Source organism: Klebsiella planticola ATCC 33531 (genome assembly GCF_000735435.1).
Lineage (GTDB): Bacteria > Pseudomonadota > Gammaproteobacteria > Enterobacterales > Enterobacteriaceae > Klebsiella > Klebsiella planticola.
In genome coordinates this window covers 189,737-209,935 of sequence record NZ_JMPP01000014.1, presented here as the reverse complement: position 1 = coordinate 209,935, position 20,199 = coordinate 189,737, and the positions used below count along the sequence as shown (strand labels likewise).

Below are 20,199 nucleotides of genomic sequence, written 5' to 3'. Positions count from 1 at the left end.
ATTAATGAAGGTTAATACTATGAATGCATTACATTTTGGCGCAGGTAATATCGGACGTGGCTTCATCGGCAAATTGCTGGCTGACGCGGGGATCGCTTTAACATTCGCCGATGTGAATCAGGTGGTACTTGATGCCCTGAATGCCCGTCATAGCTATCAGGTTCACGTCGTCGGTGAAAACGAGCAGGTCGATACCGTTTCCGGCGTCAATGCCGTCAGCAGCATCGGCGAGGAAGTGATTGACCTGATTGCCCGCGTTGACCTGATCACCACCGCCGTCGGCCCGGTTGTGCTGGAGCGCATTGCGCCGGCTATTGCGAAAGGGCTGGCGAAGCGTAAAGCGCAGGGGATAACCGCCCCGCTAAACATCATTGCCTGTGAAAACATGGTGCGCGGAACCACGCAGCTCAAAGGCCACGTGTTTAATGCCCTGGCGGAAGAAGACAAAGCCTGGGTAGAAGCCAACGTCGGCTTTGTCGATTCCGCGGTTGACCGTATTGTTCCCCCGTCCGCCTCTGCGACGCATGACCCGCTGGAAGTGACCGTGGAAACCTTCAGCGAGTGGATCGTCGATAAAACTCAGTTTAAAGGCACGCTGCCGGCGATCCCGGGAATGGAATTAACCGACAACCTGATGGCATTTGTCGAACGTAAGCTATTCACCTTAAACACCGGACATGCTATAACCGCCTACCTCGGAAAACTGGCCGGGCACCAGACGATCCGCGACGCGATTCTTGATGAGAACATTCGCGCCGTGGTGAAAGGGGCTATGGAAGAGAGCGGCGCGGTGCTGATCAAACGCTACGGCTTTGATGCACAGAAGCACGCCGCCTACATCCAGAAAATCCTCGGCCGTTTCGAGAATCCGTACCTGAAAGATGACGTTGAGCGCGTGGGTCGTCAGCCGCTGCGTAAACTGAGCGCGGGCGATCGTTTGATTAAGCCGCTGCTTGGTACGCTGGAATATGCTCTGCCGCACGTCAATCTGGTCAAAGGGATCGCGGCGGCAATGCACTTCCGCAGCGAAGAAGACCCGCAGGCGCAGGAGCTGGCAGCCTTGATTAACGACAAGGGCCCCCAGGCTGCGCTGGCACAGATTTCTGGCCTGGATGCAGCAAGTGCCGTGGTGACCGAGGCCGTTAACGACTACAACGCCACCAAATGAGGCAAGACCTGGCGCGGAATGAACCGCGCCCATTACTACTCCTGTCAGATATGCAGGCAATAATGGAAGAAACACAGGCATTTGAAAACCGCGTGCTTGAGCGTCTGAATGCTGGCAAAACCGTACGAAGCTTCCTGATCGCCACCGTCGAGCTACTCACGGAAGCGGTCAATATTCTGGTGCTTCAGGTGTTCCGTAAAGACGACTACGCGGTGAAATACGCAGTGGAGCCATTGCTGGATGGCGATGGGCCGCTGGGGGACCTTTCTGTACGCCTGAAGCTGATTTACGGCCTTGGGGTGATTAGCCGCGCCGAATACGAAGACGCCGAGCTGCTGATGGCCCTGCGTGAAGAGTTGAATCACGACGGAAATGAGTACAATTTTACCGATGATGAGATTCTTGGGCCTTTTGGCGAACTGCATTGCGTGACCGCCCTACCGCCGACGCCGCTGTTTGATGAGAGCGATGAAGAACTGCTGGCAATGCAGAAGCTGCGCTACCAGCAGGTGGTACGTTCAACAATGATGCTGTCTCTGACCGAGCTGATTTCCCGAATCAGCTTAAAAAAAACCTTCCAGAAATCAACGCTCTGATTCAGGTTCAGACTGATCGCAGGTTGGCCGGTAAAGTTGCCGGTAATACTCCAGCCGATTCAAAAATAGCGCCTCTTTGTTCTGCGGAATCTCCGGTGGCACATGCTGTAAACGCGGGGATTTTTTCAGATACTCCATAAAAGCCTGGCTTGAAGCCATAAAATCAACTGTCTTGTCGATAATACGCGGTACGCCGTCACCGATTTTTGCCATCTCGCCCTCCTGTGTTCAGGGATCATCCTGTAAAGGATTAGCGAAAAGCGAGGTCAGGGTTGAGGAAAACGTGCTGTATTGACGACAGACTTCACAGAGATGAAAAACAGGCCACTCTTAGTCACAATATGATTAACATTCATATAATTATAAATCATTGCCTCTGAGACTTCCGCGGAAAAAACGCCGGATTCTGGATAAATGACTACCCACAACAGAAGTCACAGCACATACTATATGTTGTCGAAATCCCTTTATTAATAGATTAAGTCATCATGAAAGAAGTCGAAAAGAATGAAATCAAGCGTTTGAGCGACCGCCTCGACGCCATCCGCCACCAGCAGGCAGACCTGTCGCTGGTGGAAGCGGCGGACAAATACGCCGAGCTGGAAAAAGAAAAAGCCACCCTCGAAGCCGAAATTATTCGCCTGCGCGAAGTTCAGGGCCAGAAACTGAGCAAAGAAGCACAGAAGCTGATGAGCCTGCCACATCGCCGCGCGATTACCAAAAAAGAGCAGGCCGATATGGGCAAGCTGAAGAAAAGCGTTCGCGGACTGGTGATTGTTCATCCGATGACTGCCCTCGGTCGCGAAATGAACCTCAAAGAAATGACCGGCTTCGCTAAAACCGAGTTCTAAGCTTTTAGCCGCGAGAACCTCCCCCGGTGGCGCTGCGCTGACCGGGGCGACGGGAACGCGTACGCCGGCGATCGGTGACCAGACAGGCGTATCAGGCGCCGTGTCCGGGAATCCCACGGTCTCCCGACGGCGCTGCGCTGACCGGGGCGACGGGAACGCGTACGCTGGCAGTCGGTGGCCGGACAAGCGTATCAGGCGCCGTGTCCGGGAATCCCACGGCCTCCCGACGGCGCTGCGCAGACACCGAGGCGACGGGAACGCGTACGCTGGCAGTCGGTGACCGGACAGGCGCTGATTCGCATACCCTTCACATCCATGATTCCCCCACCCCATTGGCCCTACCAATTATTTCTTAAACCACTCAACGGTTCACATATCCATCATTTTTAGTCACAGATATATTGCCTGCCAATAACATTTGGTTAACCATTCGTTGTCGTTAACCCTACAACTAAATTTTGGCTGGGCCAGTTTTACAAAAGATGTGATCTGCAAGGAGCGCAGACTCAGCACCGCATCTTTTTGGCCCGATGGAGACCTGCATGAACCTCTGGCAACAAAATTACGATCCGGCCGGTAATATCTGGCTCTCAAGTCTTATCGCATCGTTACCGATTCTGTTTTTCTTTTTTGCCCTGATAAAGCTCAAGCTCAAAGGGTACCTGGCGGCGACATGGACCGTGGCCATTGCGCTGTCGGTCGCGCTGCTGTTCTATAAGATGCCCGTCGATCGCGCGCTGACTTCCGTGGTCTACGGTTTCTTTTACGGCCTGTGGCCCATCGCGTGGATTATTATCGCCGCGGTATTCGTCTATAAAATTTCGGTTAAGACCGGACAGTTCGATATTATTCGCTCGTCGATTCTCTCGATTACCCCTGACCAGCGCCTGCAGATGCTGATTGTCGGCTTCTCCTTCGGGGCTTTCCTCGAGGGTGCGGCCGGTTTTGGCGCCCCGGTGGCGATTACCGCCGCGCTGCTGGTCGGCCTGGGCTTTAACCCGCTGTATGCCGCGGGGCTGTGTCTGATTGTCAACACTGCGCCGGTGGCCTTTGGTGCGATGGGCATTCCGATTCTGGTCGCCGGCCAGGTCACCGGTATCGACAGCTTTGCCATCGGCCAGATGGTCGGTCGTCAACTGCCGTTCCTGACCATTATCGTCCTGTTCTGGATTATGGCGATTATGGACGGCTGGCGCGGTATCAAAGAGACCTGGCCGGCGGTCATGGTTGCCGGCGGCTCGTTCGCCATCGCGCAGTATCTCAGCTCTAACTTCCTTGGCCCGGAACTGCCGGACATCATCTCCTCTCTGGTGTCACTGGTTTGCCTGACCCTGTTCCTCAAACGCTGGCAGCCGGTCCGTATCTTCCGCTTCGGCGATATGGGCGCCGCCCAGGTCGATCAAACGCTGGCGCGTACCCATTACAGCGCCGGGCAGGTCGTCCGCGCCTGGTCGCCGTTCCTGTTCCTGACCGCCACCGTGACTTTGTGGAGTATTCCGCCGTTTAAGGCCCTGTTTGCTCCCGGCGGCGCGATGTATGACTTCGTTATCAATATCTCCGTGCCGTTCCTCGATAAGATGGTGGCCCGCATGCCGCCGGTTGTCAGCGCCGCCACCCCTTACGCGGCGGTGTATAAGTTCGACTGGCTGTCTGCCACCGGCACCGCCATCCTGTTTGCGGCTATACTTTCCGTCGTCTGGCTGCGTATGAAGCCAAAAGATGCGCTGATCACCTTTGGCAGCACGTTAAAAGAACTGGCTCTACCGATTTACTCCATCGGCATGGTGCTGGCGTTCGCCTTTATCTCTAACTATTCCGGGCTGTCGTCGACGCTGGCCCTCGCGCTGGCGCACACCGGCCACGCGTTTACCTTCTTCTCGCCATTCCTCGGCTGGCTGGGGGTATTCCTGACCGGTTCAGACACCTCGTCTAACGCGCTGTTCGCCGCGCTGCAGGCGACCGCGGCACAGCAGATCGGCGTCTCCGATATTCTGCTGGTCGCGGCCAACACCACCGGCGGCGTCACCGGCAAAATGATTTCGCCGCAGTCCATCGCTATCGCCTGTGCGGCGGTAGGCCTGGTGGGGAAAGAGTCGGACCTGTTCCGCTTTACCGTAAAACACAGCCTGATCTTTACCTGCATGGTCGGTGTTATTACCACGCTACAGGCCTATGTCTTAACCTGGATGATCCCATGATAGTGATGCCCCGGCGCCTCGCAGACGATGTAGCCCGTCGTGTGCGGGCGCTGATTGAAGAACAGAAGCTGGAGGCGGGCATGCGACTGCCCGCCGAGCGCCAGCTGGCCGCCCTGCTTGGCGTCTCACGCAACTCGCTGCGCGAAGCGCTGGCGATGCTGGTGAGCGAAGGCCTGCTGGTCAGCCGCCGCGGCGGCGGGACTTTCGTGCGCTGGCAGCACGAGGCGTGGTCGGAACAGAATATCGTTCAGCCGCTAAAAACGCTGCTCGCCGACGACCCCGATTACAGTTTTGATATTCTGGAAGCGCGCCACGCCATCGAAGCCAGCACGGCCTGGCATGCGGCGATGCGCGCAACTGACGCCGAAAAAGAGCGCATTCGCCTGTGCTTTGAAGCGACCCAGAGCGAAGACCCGGACCTGGCCTCACAGGCTGACGTTCGCTTTCACCTGGCGATTGCCGAAGCCTCGCACAATGTGGTTCTGCTACAAACCATGCGCGGCTTTTTCGACCTCCTGCAATCCTCGGTCAAACAGAGCCGCCAGCGGATGTATCTTGTCCCGCCGGTATTCGCCCGCCTGACTGAACAGCACCAGGCCGTGATGGAGGCCATTTTCGCCGGTGACGCCGAAGGCGCGCGGCAGGCGATGATGGCGCACCTAGGCTTTGTCCACGCCACGATTAAACACTTTGATGAAGACCAGGCCCGCCAGGCGCGCATTACCCGCCTGCCCGGTGACCACAACGAAAATGCCAGGGAGAACCCGTGATGATTATTTCAGCCGCCAGCGACTATCGCGCAGCCGCACAGCGTATCCTGCCACCGTTCCTGTTCCACTACATCGACGGCGGCGCCTATGCCGAACACACGCTGCGCCGCAACGTTGAAGATCTGTCTGATGTGGCGCTCCGCCAGCGGGTGCTGAAGAATATGTCGGACCTGAGCCTGGAGACCACGCTGTTCAAAGAAAAGCTCTCTATGCCGGTGGCGCTGGCGCCGGTCGGACTGTGCGGAATGTACGCTCGCCGCGGTGAAGTGCAGGCGGCAGGCGCCGCGGATGATAAAGGCATTCCGTTTACCCTCTCCACCGTTTCCGTCTGCCCGATAGAGGAAGTCGCGCCGACCATCAAGCGCCCGATGTGGTTCCAGCTGTACGTCCTGCGCGATCGCGGCTTTATGCGCAATGCGCTGGAGCGCGCCAAAGCGGCGGGATGTTCAACCCTGGTGTTTACCGTCGATATGCCCACCCCCGGCGCTCGCTATCGTGATGCCCATTCCGGAATGAGTGGCCCGAATGCGGCGATGCGCCGCTACTGGCAGGCGATGACCCACCCGCAGTGGGCGTGGGATGTCGGTTTAAACGGCCGCCCTCACGATCTTGGCAATATCTCCACCTATCTTGGCAAGCCTACCGGTCTTGAGGACTACATTGGCTGGCTGGCGAACAACTTCGATCCGTCTATTTCGTGGAAAGACCTCGAGTGGATCCGCGAATTCTGGGACGGTCCGATGGTGATCAAAGGGATCCTCGATCCGCAGGATGCGCGCGACGCCGTACGCTTCGGCGCCGACGGGATCGTGGTCTCCAACCACGGCGGTCGCCAGCTCGACGGCGTTCTCTCCTCAGCCCGTGCGCTGCCGGCCATCGCCGATGCGGTAAAAGGCGATATCACCATCCTCGCCGATAGCGGTATTCGTAACGGTCTCGATGTGGTGCGCATGATCGCGCTGGGCGCCGATAGCGTACTGCTGGGCCGCGCCTATCTGTACGCGCTGGCCACCCACGGCAAGCAGGGTGTAGCCAACCTGCTGAATCTGATCGAGAAAGAGATGAAGGTGGCCATGACCCTGACCGGAACCAAAACCATCGGTGAAATCAGCCGCGACTCACTGGTTCAGAACGCCGACGCGCTGCATACCTTCAATGCGATGACGCAGGGCAACGCGGCATAATCCCCCTGCCCGGCGCTCCCCCACGGGGATGAGGGCCGGGCAAATATCTGCTATTCTGCCCGCGCGATTAAGAGCCTAATGAGACAGGGCAGCATGCTGAACATTGTACTATTCGAACCTGAGATCCCGCCAAATACCGGGAACATCATCCGCCTGTGCGCCAACACCGGCTTCAATCTGCATATTATCGAGCCGATGGGTTTCACCTGGGACGATAAGCGCCTGCGCCGCGCCGGGCTGGATTACCATGAATTCGCCGCCGTTCAGCGCCATCGTGACTATGCTGCCTTCGTGGAAAGCGCCAGGCCGCAGCGCCTGTTCGCTCTGACCACAAAGGGCACGCCGGCTCACAGCGCGGTCAGCTATCAGGATGGTGATTTCTTGATGTTTGGCCCGGAAACGCGCGGCCTGCCGGCCAGCATTCTTGATGCCCTGCCGCCACAGCAAAAAATCCGTATTCCGATGATGCCGGACAGTCGCAGTATGAACCTGTCAAATGCGGTGTCGGTGGTGGTGTATGAGGCCTGGCGCCAGCTGGGGTATCCGGGGGCGGTATTACGCAGTTAGCCTGAGTCATTCCCGGATTGCGAGGCGCTGCGCCTGAGCCGGGCTACCCGATCTCACCGGCCCGTCGCCCGGCTACGCGCAGCGCCAGCCGGGGGAAAGCAGTCCGGCAGCAAATGCCAGAATAGCCGCGCAGGCGCCTGCTCCTCGCAACGTCGGCAGCGCGTTATCGGGATAGCCCGATTCTAGATACCGTCGCCGTACTCGAAGGTATGGTGAATACCGTTAAAGTGCTGATCCATATCCATCGCCGGCTTGTCGCTCTCTGGCTTACCGACGATACGCGCCGGTACGCCGGCTGCGGTGGTGTGCGGCGGTACGGGCTGTAGCACCACGGAACCGGCGCCAATTTTCGCCCCCCGACCAACTTCGATATTACCGAGGATCTTCGCACCGGCGCCAATCATGACGCCTTCACGGATTTTCGGGTGACGGTCGCCGCTGGTTTTACCGGTACCGCCGAGGGTCACGGACTGCAGAATCGACACGTCGTCCTCAATCACCGCCGTTTCGCCGACCACAATGCCGGTGGCATGATCGAGCATAATCCCACGGCCAATTTTCGCCGCCGGATGGATATCCACCTGGAAAGAAACGGAAACCTGATTTTGCAGGAAAATCGCCAGCGCCCGGCGCCCCTGATTCCACAGCCAGTGGCCAATGCGATAGGCCTGCAGCGCGTGGAAACCTTTCAGGTACAGCAGCGGCGTGGAGTACTTATCGACCGCCGGATCGCGGGTACGCACGGCCTGAATATCGCAGGCGGCGGAGGCGATCATCTCCGGATCAGCGGCATATGCCTCTTCCACTACCTCACGAATGGCAATGGCGGGCATAATCGGCGACGCCAGTTTATTCGCCAGCATATAGCTCAGGGCGCTGCCCAGATTTTCGTGCTTGAGTAGCGTTGCGTGGTAAAAACTGGCGAGCATAGGCTCACAGTCGGCCAGAGCCCGGGCTTCGGCTTTAATATTGTTCCAGACGATATCCAGTTCTTCACACGGCATTGCTGACTCCAGGCGATAGCAGAATGACCGGCCAGTTCTACGCTGACCGGGTCATCGAGGTGACAAAGGTTCCTTTAAGCTTAATTGCTGCGCTCGTCCTTGCGTGCGCGGCCCAATAAAGTCAATGCTGCCTCGCGCGCAATTTTTCCGCAATACAATACCTGATAAATTTCCTCGGTTATTGGCATTTCGACACCTAAACGCTGTGCCAGAACGCGAACTTCCTTGGTATTGCGATAGCCTTCAACCACCTGGCCAATCTTATCCTGCGCGCTTTGCACATCCATACCCTGGCCGAGCATCATGCCAAAGCGGCGGTTACGCGATTGGTTATCGGTACAGGTCAGCACCAGATCGCCCAGCCCCGCCATCCCCATAAAGGTTTCCGGATCGGCGCCCAGCGCGGTACCGAGACGAGACATTTCAACCAGACCACGGGTTATCAGCGCCGTACGCGCATTGGCGCCAAAGCCGATACCGTCAGACATCCCGGCGCCAATGGCGATGACGTTTTTCACCGCCCCGCCAAGCTGCACGCCGATAAAGTCCGGGTTGATATAGACGCGGAAGCTTTTACCGCAGTGCAGCAAGCGCTGCAGGTCGTCGGCAAATTGCGGCTCCGTGGACGCCAGCGAAATGGCCGTCGGCAGCCCTGCCGCCAGCTCTTTGGCGAAGGTCGGGCCGGAAATCACCGCCAGCGGGATTGTGTCGCCCAGCGCTTCGCGCGCGACATCCTGCAGCAGGCGACCGGTTTCAGCCTCAAGGCCTTTCGTCGCCCAGACCAGGCGCGCATCCGAACGCATCAGCGGTTTAATCTGGCGCAGGACCTCACCAAAGACATGGCTTGGCACCACAACCAGAATGTCGCGGCTGGCAGCCAGCGCGGCAGACAGATCGCTTTCAAGATGCAGCGTGTCAGGGAAAGGGACGTCAGGAAGGAAAGCGGCATTGCAGCGGTCATGTTGCAGCGTCGCGATATGTTTCGGGTCATGGCCCCAGAGCACAACATGGTGGCCATTTCTTGCCAGAGTGATGGCAAGAGCGGTGCCGTATGAGCCGGCACCGATCACAGTCATTGCAGCATTAAGTGCGTTCATCAGGCATCCTGATGTTGTTCGGCACCTTCGCCAGCTTGCTGCTGCAGATAGTTCATGAACAGCGCATCGAAGTTCACTGGCGCAAGGTTCAGTTGCGGGAAGGTACCGCGAGACACCAGGCTGGTAATGCACTCACGCGCATACGGGAACAGAATGTTCGGGCAGTATGCGCCGAGGCAATGCGCCATCTGGTTGCCGTCAATGCCGTCGATGGAGAAGATGCCGCCCTGCTGTACTTCACACAGGAACGCGGTTTCTTCGCCCAGCGCAGCGGTTACGGTTACGCGCAGCACCACTTCGTAGACGCCTTCAGCCAGTTGGCTGGAAGCTGTGTCCAGATCAAGTTTAACTTCCGGCTGCCAGTCTTTCTGGAAAACTTGCGGCGCATTTGGCGCTTCAAAGGAAATATCCTTGGTATAGATACGCTGGATCTGGAAAGTCATTTCGGTGCTGTTTTGTTCTGACATAGTAAAACCCTTTCGTGTTGTCCTTAAATACGCCTACCCGGCCTGGGTGGACGCAAAATTAGCGCAGCAGGGGATCAAGTCCACCACGTGAATCAAGCGCATACAAGTCGTCACAGCCGCCAATGTGCTGCTCATCAATAAAAATCTGCGGAACCGTCGTGCGACCACTGCGTTGAATCATCTCTTCACGCTTCGCGGCATTGCCATCAATCGGCAGTTCATTGAACGTTACGCCTTTGCTGTTCAGCAGTGCTTTCGCACGGATACAGAACGGACAGGTCGCTTTGGTGTAGATATCAATATTGGCCATGACTTCACTCCTGTTTTTACCCGCAGGATGTTACGCCGCAGACAAGGCTGCCCCCCAACGGATCGCCGCAGCGGGGGAAACCTGGCTACGTCATAAAGACGCGGGTAAATTTATTTGCCGCGTACCAGCGGAAGGTTTTCGCCGCTCCAGCCAGCGATGCCTTCTTTGAGTACAAAGACCTTTTCGAATCCGGCTTTATTCAGCGCGCTGGCAGGCTCTTGCGCCTGCATACCGGAACCGTCTACCACTATAATGGGTTGTGCTTTGTGTTTTTCCAACTCACCAACGTTATTTGCCTTGATTTCGGTCGGCAGCAGGTTGATGGAGCCCGCGATATGGCCTTTACGGAAGTCGTCACGCTGACGCAGGTCGACAACCACGGCATCTTCTTTGTTGATCAGACGCGTCGCTTCACCACGGGTAATGACTTTAACTTTCGACATCAGCCCCTTAAAGGTGGTGAACAGCACCGCCACCAGCAGCGCGATCCACGCGATGCTCAGGACGGGGTGACGGCCGACGAATTGCATAATTTCTTGCATGGGGGGTTACAACTCCCGACTAAGTGATAAAAAAACCAGGGAAGGAGTATACCTGTGCATTGCGGCAAATACAGCCAGTGAGCGCGATGTAATGTATTTTCTGCGGCCCGTCACGAAAAAATCCCCTTCCGACGACTTTCATGCGGGCCCGACGCTCTCTTTCTTTGATCTTTCACGGTGCTTTGAACGATTCAGCTGTAGTAAAATTACGCAAATTTTCTGTCTTTGAGCATGAGGTTGTCGCAATGTCGAATTCTAAAAAGCCGATGGTACTGGTCATTCTGGATGGCTATGGCTATCGTGAAGACCAGCAGGATAACGCGATTTATAGCGCGAAAACGCCAGTCATGGACGCATTGTGGGCGAAACGTCCCCATACGCTGATTGATGCTTCTGGCCTGGAGGTCGGTCTGCCGGATCGCCAGATGGGCAACTCTGAAGTGGGTCACGTTAACCTCGGCGCCGGTCGTATCGTTTACCAGGATCTGACCCGTCTTGATGTCGAAATCAAAGAACGCACGTTCTTTGCAAACCCGGTGCTGACCGCCGCGGTCGACAAAGCCGTTACTGCGGGTAAAGCCGTGCACATTATGGGCCTGATGTCCCCTGGCGGCGTTCACAGCCACGAAGACCACATTATGGCGATGGTAGAGCTGGCCGCTGAACGTGGGGCAGAAAAAATCTACCTGCACGCTTTCCTCGATGGCCGCGACACGCCGCCGCGCAGCGCTGAAAAATCACTGGCGAAATTTGAAGAAAAATTTGCCGCTCTCGGTAAAGGCCGCGTGGCTTCCATTATTGGCCGTTACTACGCCATGGACCGCGACAATCGCTGGGACCGCGTTGAGCAGGCATATGATCTGATGACCCTGGCGCAGGGCGAGTTCCAGGCCGATACCGCCGTTGCCGGTCTGCAGGCCGCTTACGCTCGCGATGAAAATGATGAGTTCGTGAAGGCGACCGTGATCCGTGCCGCAGGCCAGGCCGATGCCGCGATGGAAGACGGCGATGCGCTGATTTTCATGAACTTCCGTGCTGACCGCGCCCGTGAAATCACCCGTGCCTTCGTCAACGCCGATTTCGACGGTTTTGCCCGTAAGAAAGAGGTCAAACTCGACTTCGTGATGCTGACCGAATATGCCGCAGACATCAAAGTCGCCTGCGCATACCCGCCGGCGTCCCTGGCCAATACCTTCGGCGAGTGGATGGCGAAGAACGACAAGACTCAGCTGCGCATCTCCGAAACCGAGAAGTACGCGCACGTGACCTTCTTCTTTAACGGCGGCGTTGAAGAGCCGTTCAAAGGCGAAGAGCGTATTCTGATCAACTCGCCAAAAGTCGCAACCTACGACCTGCAGCCGGAAATGAGCTCCGCCGAGCTGACCGAAAAACTGGTTGCTGCTATCAAGGGCGGTCAGTACGACACCATCATCTGTAACTATCCGAACGGCGATATGGTCGGTCATACCGGCGTCATGGCAGCGGCAATTAAAGCCGTTGAAACGCTGGACAATTGCATCGATCAGGTTGCCAAAGCGGTAGAATCCGTCGGCGGCCAGCTGCTGATTACCGCCGATCACGGTAACGCTGAACAGATGCGCGATCCGGCTACCGGCCAGGCCCATACGGCCCACACCAACCTGCCGGTACCGCTGATCTACGTTGGCGATAAAACCGTAAAAGTCGCCGAAGGTGGCAAGCTTTCCGATATCGCGCCAACCATGTTGTCGCTGATGGGAATGGAAATCCCGCAAGAGATGACTGGCAAGCCGCTGTTCATCGTGGAATAATCCTTCCCCATGAGGGGAAAGGCGACTTATTCAAATACATGGATCGCAACGGCTGTTCGATCCGTCCTTTACGCCAGCGCACTCAGCGCTGGCGTATTGCTGTGCGCCGCACCCGCTCAGGCGGATGACCGCGACCAGCTCAAATCTATTCAGGCCGATATCGCCGCAAAGCAGCGGGCGATCAAGCAACAACAACAGCAACGCGCCTCTCTGCTTGCCCAGCTAAAAGCGCAGGAAGAGGCCATCTCTGCCGCCGCCCGCAAACTGCGTGAAACCCAGGATACCCTGAACCAGCTGAATAAGCAGATTGACGAGATGAACGCGTCAATCGCAAAGCTGGAACGTCAGCGCGCCACTCAGGAGCGTAACCTGTCCGCGCAGCTTGATGCCGCGTTCCGCCAGGGGCCGCATACCGGGATGCAAATGATCCTCAGCGGTGAAGAGGGTCAACGTAACCAGCGCATGCAGGTCTACTACGGTTATCTTAACCAGGCCCGCCAGGAGACCATCGCCCAGTTGAAACAGACGCGCGAAGAGGTCGCCGCGCAAAAGGCGGAGCTGGAAGAAAAGCAGAGCCAGCAGCAGACGCTGGTTTACGAGCAGCGCGCACAGCAGGCAAAGCTGGAACAGGCGCGGAACGAACGTAAGAAAACCCTTTCAGGCCTTGAATCGTCTATTCAGCAAGGTCAGCAGCAGCTGGGCGAAATGCGGGCTAACGAATCGCGCCTGCGCGGTCGGATCGCGCAAGCAGAAGCCGCAGCGAAGGCCCGCGCAGAGCGAGAAGCTCGCGAGGCTCAGGCCGTGCGCGATCGTCAGCAGGATGCATCCCGTAAAGGCACCACCTACAAACCAACCGAAAGCGAGCGTTCGCTGATGTCCCGCACCGGTGGTCTGGGCTCTCCGCGCGGTCAGGCCTACTGGCCGGTTCGCGGAACGTTGCTTCATCGTTATGGCGAACAGCTGCAAGGTGAACTACGTTGGAAAGGGATGGTTATCGCTGCGTCTGAAGGCACCGAGGTTAAGGCAATTGCCGATGGCCGGGTGATTCTCGCCGACTGGCTACAGGGCTACGGCCTGGTTGTGGTCGTTGAACACGGTAAAGGCGATATGAGCCTTTACGGCTATAACCAAAGCGCGCTGGTCAGCGTCGGCACTCAGGTCCGGGCGGGCCAGCCGATTGCTCTCGTAGGCAGCAGCGGCGGTCAGGGCCGTCCGTCGCTCTATTTCGAAATTCGTCGCCAGGGTCAGGCGGTCAATCCACAGCCGTGGTTGGGAAGATAAGTTTTGCTTCAATTTCGCAGAATTGCATTCGCGGTAGCCGGTACGCTGGCTATGGCATCACCGGCATTTGCCGGTAAACTCTCCATTGTTATTGACGACTTTGGCTATCGTCCACAGACTGAAAATCAGGTACTGGCGCTGCCAGCGACCATCTCCGTCGCCGTATTACCCAACGCGCCGCACGCCCGTGAAATGGCGACCAAAGCGCACAATCTCGGTCACGAGGTGCTTATCCACCTGCCGATGGCGCCGCTCAGCAAGCAACCGCTGGAAAAAGATACGCTGCGCCCGGATATGAGCAGTAACGAGATCGAGCGCATCATCCGCGACGCCTATGGCAAAGTGCCGTACGCCGTGGGCCTGAACAACCATATGGGCAGCGCGATGACCTCCAGCCTGTTCGGAATGCAAAAGGTGATGCAGGCCCTGGAGCGCTACAATCTCTACTTCCTCGACAGCGTCACCATCGGTAATACTCAGGCCATGCGCGCGGCGCAGGGTACCGGAGTGAAGGTGATCAAGCGGAAGGTGTTCCTCGATGACACGCAGAATGAAGCCGATATTCGCGTGCAGTTCAACCGCGCCATCGCGCTGGCGCGCCGCAACGGTTCCGCCATTGCTATCGGTCATCCGCACCCCACCACGGTGCGCGTCCTGCAGCAAATGGTCTATAACCTGCCGCCGGATATCACCCTGGTGCGTCCGAGCAACCTGCTGAACGAGCCGCAGGTCGATACCTCAAGGCCGGACAGCGGGCTACCGCCGTCGAAAACGACGCCGCCAACGTCGCCGCGTAATCCGTTCCGCGGCGTGAAGTTCTGTAAGCCGAAGCATCCGCCGGAGCCGGTGTACGCCAGCCGCTTCTTCAGCATCCTGAGCGAAAGCATCAGCCAGAGCCCTCTGGTGCAGTACTACCAGCTGAAATGGCAGGGCTGGGACAACCCAACGAACTAAACGGATCGGGAATCTGTTCGTTTTTCAGCGGCAGATTCCCGTTTATCTTCAAAGGCATACCAGGCTTTAAAATACTTCATAAAACTGTACAGGGTTGCATACAGCCCGGTCACGGCACCCACCTTCCCATTCCGCCATGCCCCGCTAAACAGATACCACTTAAAAAAAGCGCCAGTCGCGCTGATGATCCCGCGGCTCAGCGAGGGTTTGATCTTCTGATGTTTCACCAGCCGGGTAGTATAACTATTGAGCTTACTAAAGACTTCGTGCAGCGAATAAAAGGTATCGTGACGCACCCGGCCCGGGAGTTTGACGGACCTGACGTGGCCGACCACCTGATCGTCAACCGGGCGGTTATTAAAGGCCGCCGTGGTACGATTGAATAAGCGAACCGGATAATCCGGCGATGAGACGGGATAAATTGTCCTGACGGCTTCGCCAAGCACATACCAGTAACGCGGCAGGCGCCAGGCACAGACAGGGTCGAGATCCTCGCCGGCTTTCAGCCTCAGAATCTCAGCGACAACCTCATTATCGAGAATTTCATCGCTATCCATGCACAGCACCCAGTCATAGCTGGCCAGCGTCGTCGCGTAGTTCATCTGCGCCCCGTGAGCGGTATAGGGGTGATGATGTACCGTCAGCCCAAACTGGCGACAGATATCCAGCGTCGTATCGGTACTGCCTGAATCCACGACAATGCACTCATCCGCCACCTTCAGGAGCGGAGGTAAAACCTGGCTCAGCAGACGGGCAGAATTACAGGTCAGCAAGCATACAGAGAGTTTAAGCATGGTGTTTATAAAATTAAACGGTAGTTAAACGAACTGTATAAACGAATAGGCCAAAAATCGATTTAGAAAAAGTGCGTTCACGATGAAGGATCTGTGAAATGTTATCCAAATCTAAATAAAAAAAAGCGCCCGCAGGCGCTCAGCGTAAAACCCGACCGCAGCCGGGCTGCCGTTTTATCAGATTTAATCCCAGCTCAGCACCACTTTTCCGGACTGGCCGGAGCGCATCGCATCAAAGCCCTGCTGGAACTCATCGATGCCAAAACGGTGGGTAATGATCGGCGACAAATCCAGCCCAGACTGGATCAATGCGGCCATCTTGTACCAGGTCTCGAACATTTCCCGGCCATAAATCCCTTTGATAAACAGCCCCTTGAAGATAACTTTTGTCCAGTCGATGGACATATCCGACGGCGGAATACCGAGCATCGCAATACGGCCGCCGTGGTTCATGGTATCCAGCATGGTACGGAATGCCGGCGGCGCACCGGACATTTCCAGCCCCACGTCGAACCCTTCGGTCATCCCCAGTTCGGCCATCACATCGGTCAGGCTCTCTTGCGCGACATTCACGGCACGCGTCACGCCCATTTTACGCGCCAGACCCAGTCGATATTCGTTCACGTCAGTAATAACCACATTACGGGCGCCGACGTGTTTTGCGACCGCAGCCGCCATGATCCCAATTGGGCCTGCGCCGGATACCAGCACATCTTCACCAACCAGATCGAACGAGAGCGCCGTGTGGACCGCGTTACCAAACGGGTCAAAAATCGACGCCAGATCGTCAGAAATGTTGTCCGGGATTTTGAAGGCGTTGAAAGCCGGAATGACCAGATATTCCGCGAAACAGCCCGGACGGTTCACGCCTACGCCGATCGTGTTACGGCACAGATGTGTACGGCCAGCACGGCAGTTACGGCAGTGGCCGCAGGTAATATGCCCTTCGCCGGAAACGCGATCGCCAATCTTAAAGCCGCGTACTTCCTGGCCGATACCCACGACTTCCCCCACGTACTCATGCCCTACTACCATCGGCACCGGGATAGTTTTTTGCGACCATTCATCCCAGTTATAAATGTGTACGTCGGTACCGCAAATGGCGGTCTTGCGGATTTTGATCAGCAGATCGTTATGGCCGACTTCCGGTTCCGGTACGTCGGTCATCCAGATGCCTTCTTCCGCTTTCAGTTTGGATAACGCTTTCATCTCACGCCCTCAGGCAATCACGCCCAGTTGTTTACCGATGCGGGTAAAGGCTTCTACCGCACGTTCAATTTGTTCAGGGGTATGCGCCGCCGACATCTGGGTGCGAATACGCGCCTGGCCTTTTGGTACCACCGGATAGAAGAACCCGGTGACGTAAATCCCTTCTTTTTGCAGCTCGCGCGCAAAGTTTTGCGCAATCACGGCTTCGCCCAGCATAACCGGGATAATCGCGTGGTCGGCGCCGGCCAGCGTAAAGCCCGCGGCGGTCATTTTTTCGCGGAACAGGCGCGCGTTGGACCACAGGCGATCGCGCAGTTCAGCACCGGACTCCACCATCTCCAGCACTTTGATAGAGGCCGCAACAATCGCCGGGGCCAGCGAGTTGGAGAACAGATACGGACGCGAACGCTGGCGCAGCCATTCAACGACCTCTTTACGCGCGGCGGTATAGCCGCCGGATGCGCCGCCCAGCGCTTTACCTAATGTCCCGGTGATGATATCGACACGGCCCATCACATCGCAGTATTCATGCGAGCCGCGACCGTTTTCACCCACAAAGCCGACGGCGTGGGAATCGTCGACCATCACCAGCGCATCGAACTGGTCCGCCAGGTCGCAGACGCCTTTCAGGTTGGCGATCACGCCGTCCATGGAGAATACGCCGTCGGTGGCGATCAGCACGTGGCGTGCGCCGGCTTCACGGGCCTCTTTCAGACGTGCTTCCAGCTCCTGCATATCGTTATTGGCATAACGGTAGCGTTTTGCTTTGCACAGGCGAACGCCGTCAATGATCGAGGCGTGGTTCAGGGCATCGGAAATAATGGCATCTTCCGGGCCTAACAGGGTTTCAAACAGACCGCCGTTGGCATCGAAGCAGGAGGAGTAGAGAATCGCATCTTCCATGCCGAGGAACTCAGCCAGCTTCTTCTCAAGCGCTTTGTGGCTGTCCTGCGTCCCGCAAATAAAGCGCACGGAAGCCATACCAAAACCGTGGCTGTCCATCCCGGCTTTCGCGGCAGCAATCAGCTGCGGATGGTTAGCCAGACCCAGATAGTTATTGGCGCAGAAGTTAATCACATTGCTGCCGCCGACGGTAATATCCGCCTGCTGCGCCGACGTAATAATGCGTTCTTCTTTAAATAACCCTTCCGCACGAGCGGTCTCAAGGCTATTGGTCAACTGTTCGTAAAAATCACCACGCATTGCAACTCTCCAGATTTGGCAAAATTTGGCACATATTACCCAAAGCTATACGCTGATACGAGATGATGCATGCCTGGATGAATTATTTGCAGCATAAATCACGCTCACCACCCCGCTTTTCGGCGAATGGCTGAAGCCTGCTCCATGTGGTGATATGATATGAGTATTCATGTCCGGATTGTCTCTGGACTCCATACTTCAAAGGTTACAGTTATGATCATCGTTACCGGCGGCGCAGGGTTTATCGGCAGCAACATCGTTAAGGCCCTGAATGACAAAGGCATTACCGACATTTTGGTCGTAGATAATCTGAAAGACGGCACCAAGTTTGCTAACCTGGTAGACCTGGATATCGCTGATTACATGGATAAAGAAGACTTCCTGATTCAGGTGATGGCCGGGGAAGAGTTCGGTGAAATTGAAGCCATATTCCACGAAGGCGCCTGCTCTTCCACCACAGAGTGGGACGGCAAGTACATGATGGATAACAACTATCAGTACTCTAAAGAGGTGCTGCACTACTGCCTGGAGCGTCAGATTCCGTTCCTGTACGCCTCGTCGGCGGCAACCTACGGCGGCCGCACCAGCGACTTTATCGAATCCCGTGAATATGAGCAGCCGCTGAACGTTTACGGCTACTCCAAATTCCTGTTTGACGAATACGTCCGTCAGATCCTGCCGGAAGCCGACTCGCAGATCGTAGGCTTCCGCTATTTCAACGTCTACGGGCCGCGCGAAGGGCACAAAGGCAGCATGGCGAGCGTGGCTTTCCACCTCAACACCCAGTTGAATAACGGCGAAAGCCCGAAACTGTTCGAAGGCAGCGATGGCTTCAAACGCGATTTCGTCTACGTAGGCGACGTGGCGGCGGTAAACCTGTGGTTCTGGGAAAACGGCGTATCCGGTATTTTCAACCTCGGCACCGGCCGTGCGGAATCTTTCCAGGCGGTAGCCGATGCCACGCTGGCATACCATAAGAAAGGCAGCATCGAATACATCCCGTTCCCCGAGAAGCTGAAAGGCCGCTACCAGGCATTTACCCAGGCGGATCTGACCAACCTGCGCGCTGCGGGCTACGATAAGCCGTTCAAGACCGTTGCCGAAGGCGTAACGGAATATATGGCCTGGCTCAACCGCGACGCGTAAGACATAACATGAAAATATTGGTGGTTGGCCCGTCTTGGGTGGGCGACATGATGATGTCGCAAAGTCTCTATCGCACGCTCAGGGCGCGCTATCCCCAGGCGATAATCGACGTGATGGCACCTGCGTGGTGCCGCCCGCTGCTGTCGCGCATGCCGGAAGTTAACGAAGCCATCCCGATGCCGCTCGGTCATGGCGCGCTGGCAATCGGCGAGCGCCGTAAGCTCGGACACAGCCTGCGCGAACGTCGCTACGATCGTGCTTATGTGCTACCGAACTCGTTTAAATCGGCGCTGGTCCCCTTCTTCGCCAACATCCCGCACCGCACCGGCTGGCGCGGCGAGATGCGCTACGGTCTGCTGAACGACGCGCGAGTGCTGGATAAAGACGCCTGGCCGCTGATGGTTGAACGCTATGTCGCGCTGGCCTATGACAAGGGCGTCATGCGCAGCGCCAAAGATCTGCCGCAGCCGCTGCTGTGGCCGCAGCTGCAGGTTCATGAAGGTGAAAAATCGCAGGCCTGTAGCGCGTTTAATCTCTCAGCCGATCGCCCGATGATCGGCTTCTGCCCCGGCGCAGAGTTTGGCCCGGCAAAACGCTGGCCGCACTATCACTACGCCGAGCTGGCGAAACAGCTTATCGACGACGGTTACCAGATAGTCCTGTTCGGTTCGGCCAAAGATAACGAAGCGGGCAAAGAGATCATCGCCGCGCTGAGCAGCGAACAGCAGGCCTGGTGTCGCAATCTGGCCGGGGAGACCCAGCTTGAGCAGGCCGTCATTCTGCTTGCCGCCTGTAAAGCGGTGGTCAGCAACGATTCCGGCCTGATGCACGTCGCCGCTGCGCTGGACCGCCCGCTGGTGGCGCTGTATGGCCCAAGCAGCCCGGACTTCACTCCCCCACTGTCACACAAAGCACGGGTGATTCGCCTGATTAGCGGCTACCACAAAGTCCGTAAGGGCGATGCCGCGGAAGGTTATCATCAGAGCCTGATCGATATTACGCCGCAGCGCGTACAGGAAGAGCTAAACGCGCTCCTGCAGGAAAAAACCGATAAAGAGGAAGCGTAAC

21 protein-coding genes are annotated in these 20,199 nt (G+C 56.9%); 12 read left to right on the top strand and 9 right to left on the bottom strand.

The window, feature by feature from the left end:
• The first annotated feature begins 19 nt into the window (after positions 1–19).
• Both mtlD and mtlR read left to right on the top strand, forming a co-directional pair.
• A complete protein-coding gene (gene mtlD, locus GRPL_RS20275; RefSeq protein ID WP_032690290.1) occupies positions 20–1,168 on the top strand; it encodes a mannitol-1-phosphate 5-dehydrogenase in 1,149 nt (382 codons plus the stop codon).
• A complete protein-coding gene (gene mtlR, locus GRPL_RS20280; protein WP_032698559.1) occupies positions 1,165–1,764 on the top strand; it encodes a mannitol operon repressor MtlR in 600 nt (199 codons plus the stop codon). The genes mtlD and mtlR overlap by 4 nt, the downstream gene beginning before the upstream one ends.
• Here the strand turns inward: mtlR and GRPL_RS20285 are convergent.
• Positions 1,753–1,977, bottom strand: coding sequence for a hypothetical protein (locus GRPL_RS20285; RefSeq protein ID WP_032690288.1), 225 nt, complete (start codon positions 1,975–1,977; stop codon positions 1,753–1,755). The genes mtlR and GRPL_RS20285 overlap by 12 nt on opposite strands.
• 275 nt (positions 1,978–2,252) lie before the next feature.
• Between GRPL_RS20285 and GRPL_RS20290 the strand changes: the two genes are divergently transcribed.
• The 5 genes from GRPL_RS20290 to trmL all read left to right on the top strand — a co-directional run bounded on the left by GRPL_RS20290 (position 2,253) and on the right by trmL (position 7,334).
• Positions 2,253–2,615, top strand: a complete 363-nt coding sequence (locus GRPL_RS20290) for a YibL family ribosome-associated protein (protein WP_032690287.1) — start codon at positions 2,253–2,255, stop codon at positions 2,613–2,615.
• A gap of 542 nt (positions 2,616–3,157) precedes the next feature.
• The gene (gene lldP, locus GRPL_RS20295) at positions 3,158–4,813 is read left to right on the top strand and encodes an L-lactate permease (protein ID WP_032690286.1); all 1,656 of its coding nucleotides are present in this window, start codon (positions 3,158–3,160) and stop codon (positions 4,811–4,813) included.
• Positions 4,810–5,583 carry a transcriptional regulator LldR gene (gene lldR, locus GRPL_RS20300; RefSeq protein WP_032690285.1) on the top strand — a complete coding sequence of 258 codons (774 nt, stop codon included), beginning with the start codon at positions 4,810–4,812 and terminating at the stop codon, positions 5,581–5,583. The genes lldP and lldR overlap by 4 nt, the downstream gene beginning before the upstream one ends.
• On the top strand, positions 5,583–6,767 hold the full coding sequence (gene lldD, locus GRPL_RS20305) for an FMN-dependent L-lactate dehydrogenase LldD (protein ID WP_032690284.1): 1,185 nt from the start codon (positions 5,583–5,585) through the stop codon (positions 6,765–6,767). The genes lldR and lldD overlap by 1 nt, the downstream gene beginning before the upstream one ends.
• Positions 6,768–6,860: 93 nt before the next feature.
• Complete coding sequence (trmL, locus tag GRPL_RS20310; RefSeq protein ID WP_032690283.1) at positions 6,861–7,334, top strand: tRNA (uridine(34)/cytosine(34)/5-carboxymethylaminomethyluridine(34)-2'-O)-methyltransferase TrmL; 474 nt, start codon at positions 6,861–6,863, stop codon at positions 7,332–7,334.
• Between the two features lie 182 nt (positions 7,335–7,516).
• Here the strand turns inward: trmL and cysE are convergent, their stop codons facing one another.
• The 5 genes from cysE to GRPL_RS20335 all read right to left on the bottom strand — a co-directional run bounded on the left by cysE (position 7,517) and on the right by GRPL_RS20335 (position 10,754).
• Positions 7,517–8,338, bottom strand: coding sequence for a serine O-acetyltransferase (cysE, locus tag GRPL_RS20315; protein ID WP_004106845.1), 822 nt, complete (start codon positions 8,336–8,338; stop codon positions 7,517–7,519).
• A gap of 80 nt (positions 8,339–8,418) precedes the next feature.
• A complete protein-coding gene (gpsA, locus tag GRPL_RS20320; RefSeq protein ID WP_032690282.1) occupies positions 8,419–9,435 on the bottom strand; it encodes an NAD(P)H-dependent glycerol-3-phosphate dehydrogenase in 1,017 nt (338 codons plus the stop codon).
• Positions 9,435–9,902, bottom strand: a complete 468-nt coding sequence (gene secB, locus GRPL_RS20325; RefSeq protein ID WP_004868904.1) for a protein-export chaperone SecB — start codon at positions 9,900–9,902, stop codon at positions 9,435–9,437. The genes gpsA and secB overlap by 1 nt, the downstream gene beginning before the upstream one ends.
• A gap of 58 nt (positions 9,903–9,960) precedes the next feature.
• Positions 9,961–10,212, bottom strand: coding sequence for a glutaredoxin 3 (gene grxC / locus GRPL_RS20330; RefSeq protein WP_004868906.1), 252 nt, complete (start codon positions 10,210–10,212; stop codon positions 9,961–9,963).
• A 110-nt stretch (positions 10,213–10,322) separates the two neighbouring features.
• Entirely contained in the window at positions 10,323–10,754 is a 432-nt protein-coding gene (locus GRPL_RS20335; protein ID WP_004868909.1) for a rhodanese-like domain-containing protein, read from the bottom strand.
• Positions 10,755–10,999: 245 nt separating this feature from the next.
• On the opposite strand from GRPL_RS20335, the gene gpmM reads away from it, so the two are divergent.
• From gpmM to GRPL_RS20350, 3 genes are read left to right on the top strand one after another with little or no spacing between them, the layout of a single operon-like run.
• On the top strand, positions 11,000–12,544 hold the full coding sequence (gpmM, locus tag GRPL_RS20340) for a 2,3-bisphosphoglycerate-independent phosphoglycerate mutase (RefSeq protein WP_032698557.1): 1,545 nt from the start codon (positions 11,000–11,002) through the stop codon (positions 12,542–12,544).
• Between the two features lie 9 nt (positions 12,545–12,553).
• Positions 12,554–13,825, top strand: coding sequence for a murein hydrolase activator EnvC (gene envC / locus GRPL_RS20345; protein WP_015585524.1), 1,272 nt, complete (start codon positions 12,554–12,556; stop codon positions 13,823–13,825).
• A gap of 3 nt (positions 13,826–13,828) precedes the next feature.
• A complete protein-coding gene (locus GRPL_RS20350; protein WP_032698555.1) occupies positions 13,829–14,779 on the top strand; it encodes a divergent polysaccharide deacetylase family protein in 951 nt (316 codons plus the stop codon).
• On the opposite strand, the gene GRPL_RS20355 is transcribed toward GRPL_RS20350, so the two are convergent.
• The 3 genes from GRPL_RS20355 to kbl form a co-directional block, all read right to left on the bottom strand.
• Positions 14,776–15,573: a glycosyltransferase family 2 protein gene (locus GRPL_RS20355; protein ID WP_032690279.1), complete on the bottom strand. Its 798-nt coding sequence runs from the start codon at positions 15,571–15,573 to the stop codon at positions 14,776–14,778. The genes GRPL_RS20350 and GRPL_RS20355 overlap by 4 nt on opposite strands.
• A gap of 183 nt (positions 15,574–15,756) precedes the next feature.
• A complete protein-coding gene (gene tdh, locus GRPL_RS20360; RefSeq protein WP_004868917.1) occupies positions 15,757–16,782 on the bottom strand; it encodes an L-threonine 3-dehydrogenase in 1,026 nt (341 codons plus the stop codon).
• A gap of 9 nt (positions 16,783–16,791) precedes the next feature.
• Positions 16,792–17,985: a glycine C-acetyltransferase gene (kbl, locus tag GRPL_RS20365; protein ID WP_032690278.1), complete on the bottom strand. Its 1,194-nt coding sequence runs from the start codon at positions 17,983–17,985 to the stop codon at positions 16,792–16,794.
• A gap of 213 nt (positions 17,986–18,198) precedes the next feature.
• Here kbl and rfaD point away from each other — a divergent pair, with 213 nt between their 5' ends.
• Together rfaD and rfaF are read left to right on the top strand one after the other, a co-directional pair.
• Positions 18,199–19,131, top strand: coding sequence for an ADP-glyceromanno-heptose 6-epimerase (gene rfaD, locus GRPL_RS20370; protein WP_032690277.1), 933 nt, complete (start codon positions 18,199–18,201; stop codon positions 19,129–19,131).
• Positions 19,132–19,139: 8 nt separating this feature from the next.
• Entirely contained in the window at positions 19,140–20,198 is a 1,059-nt protein-coding gene (gene rfaF, locus GRPL_RS20375) for an ADP-heptose--LPS heptosyltransferase RfaF (RefSeq protein ID WP_032690276.1), read from the top strand.
• The last annotated feature ends 1 nt before the right edge of the window (position 20,199 follow it).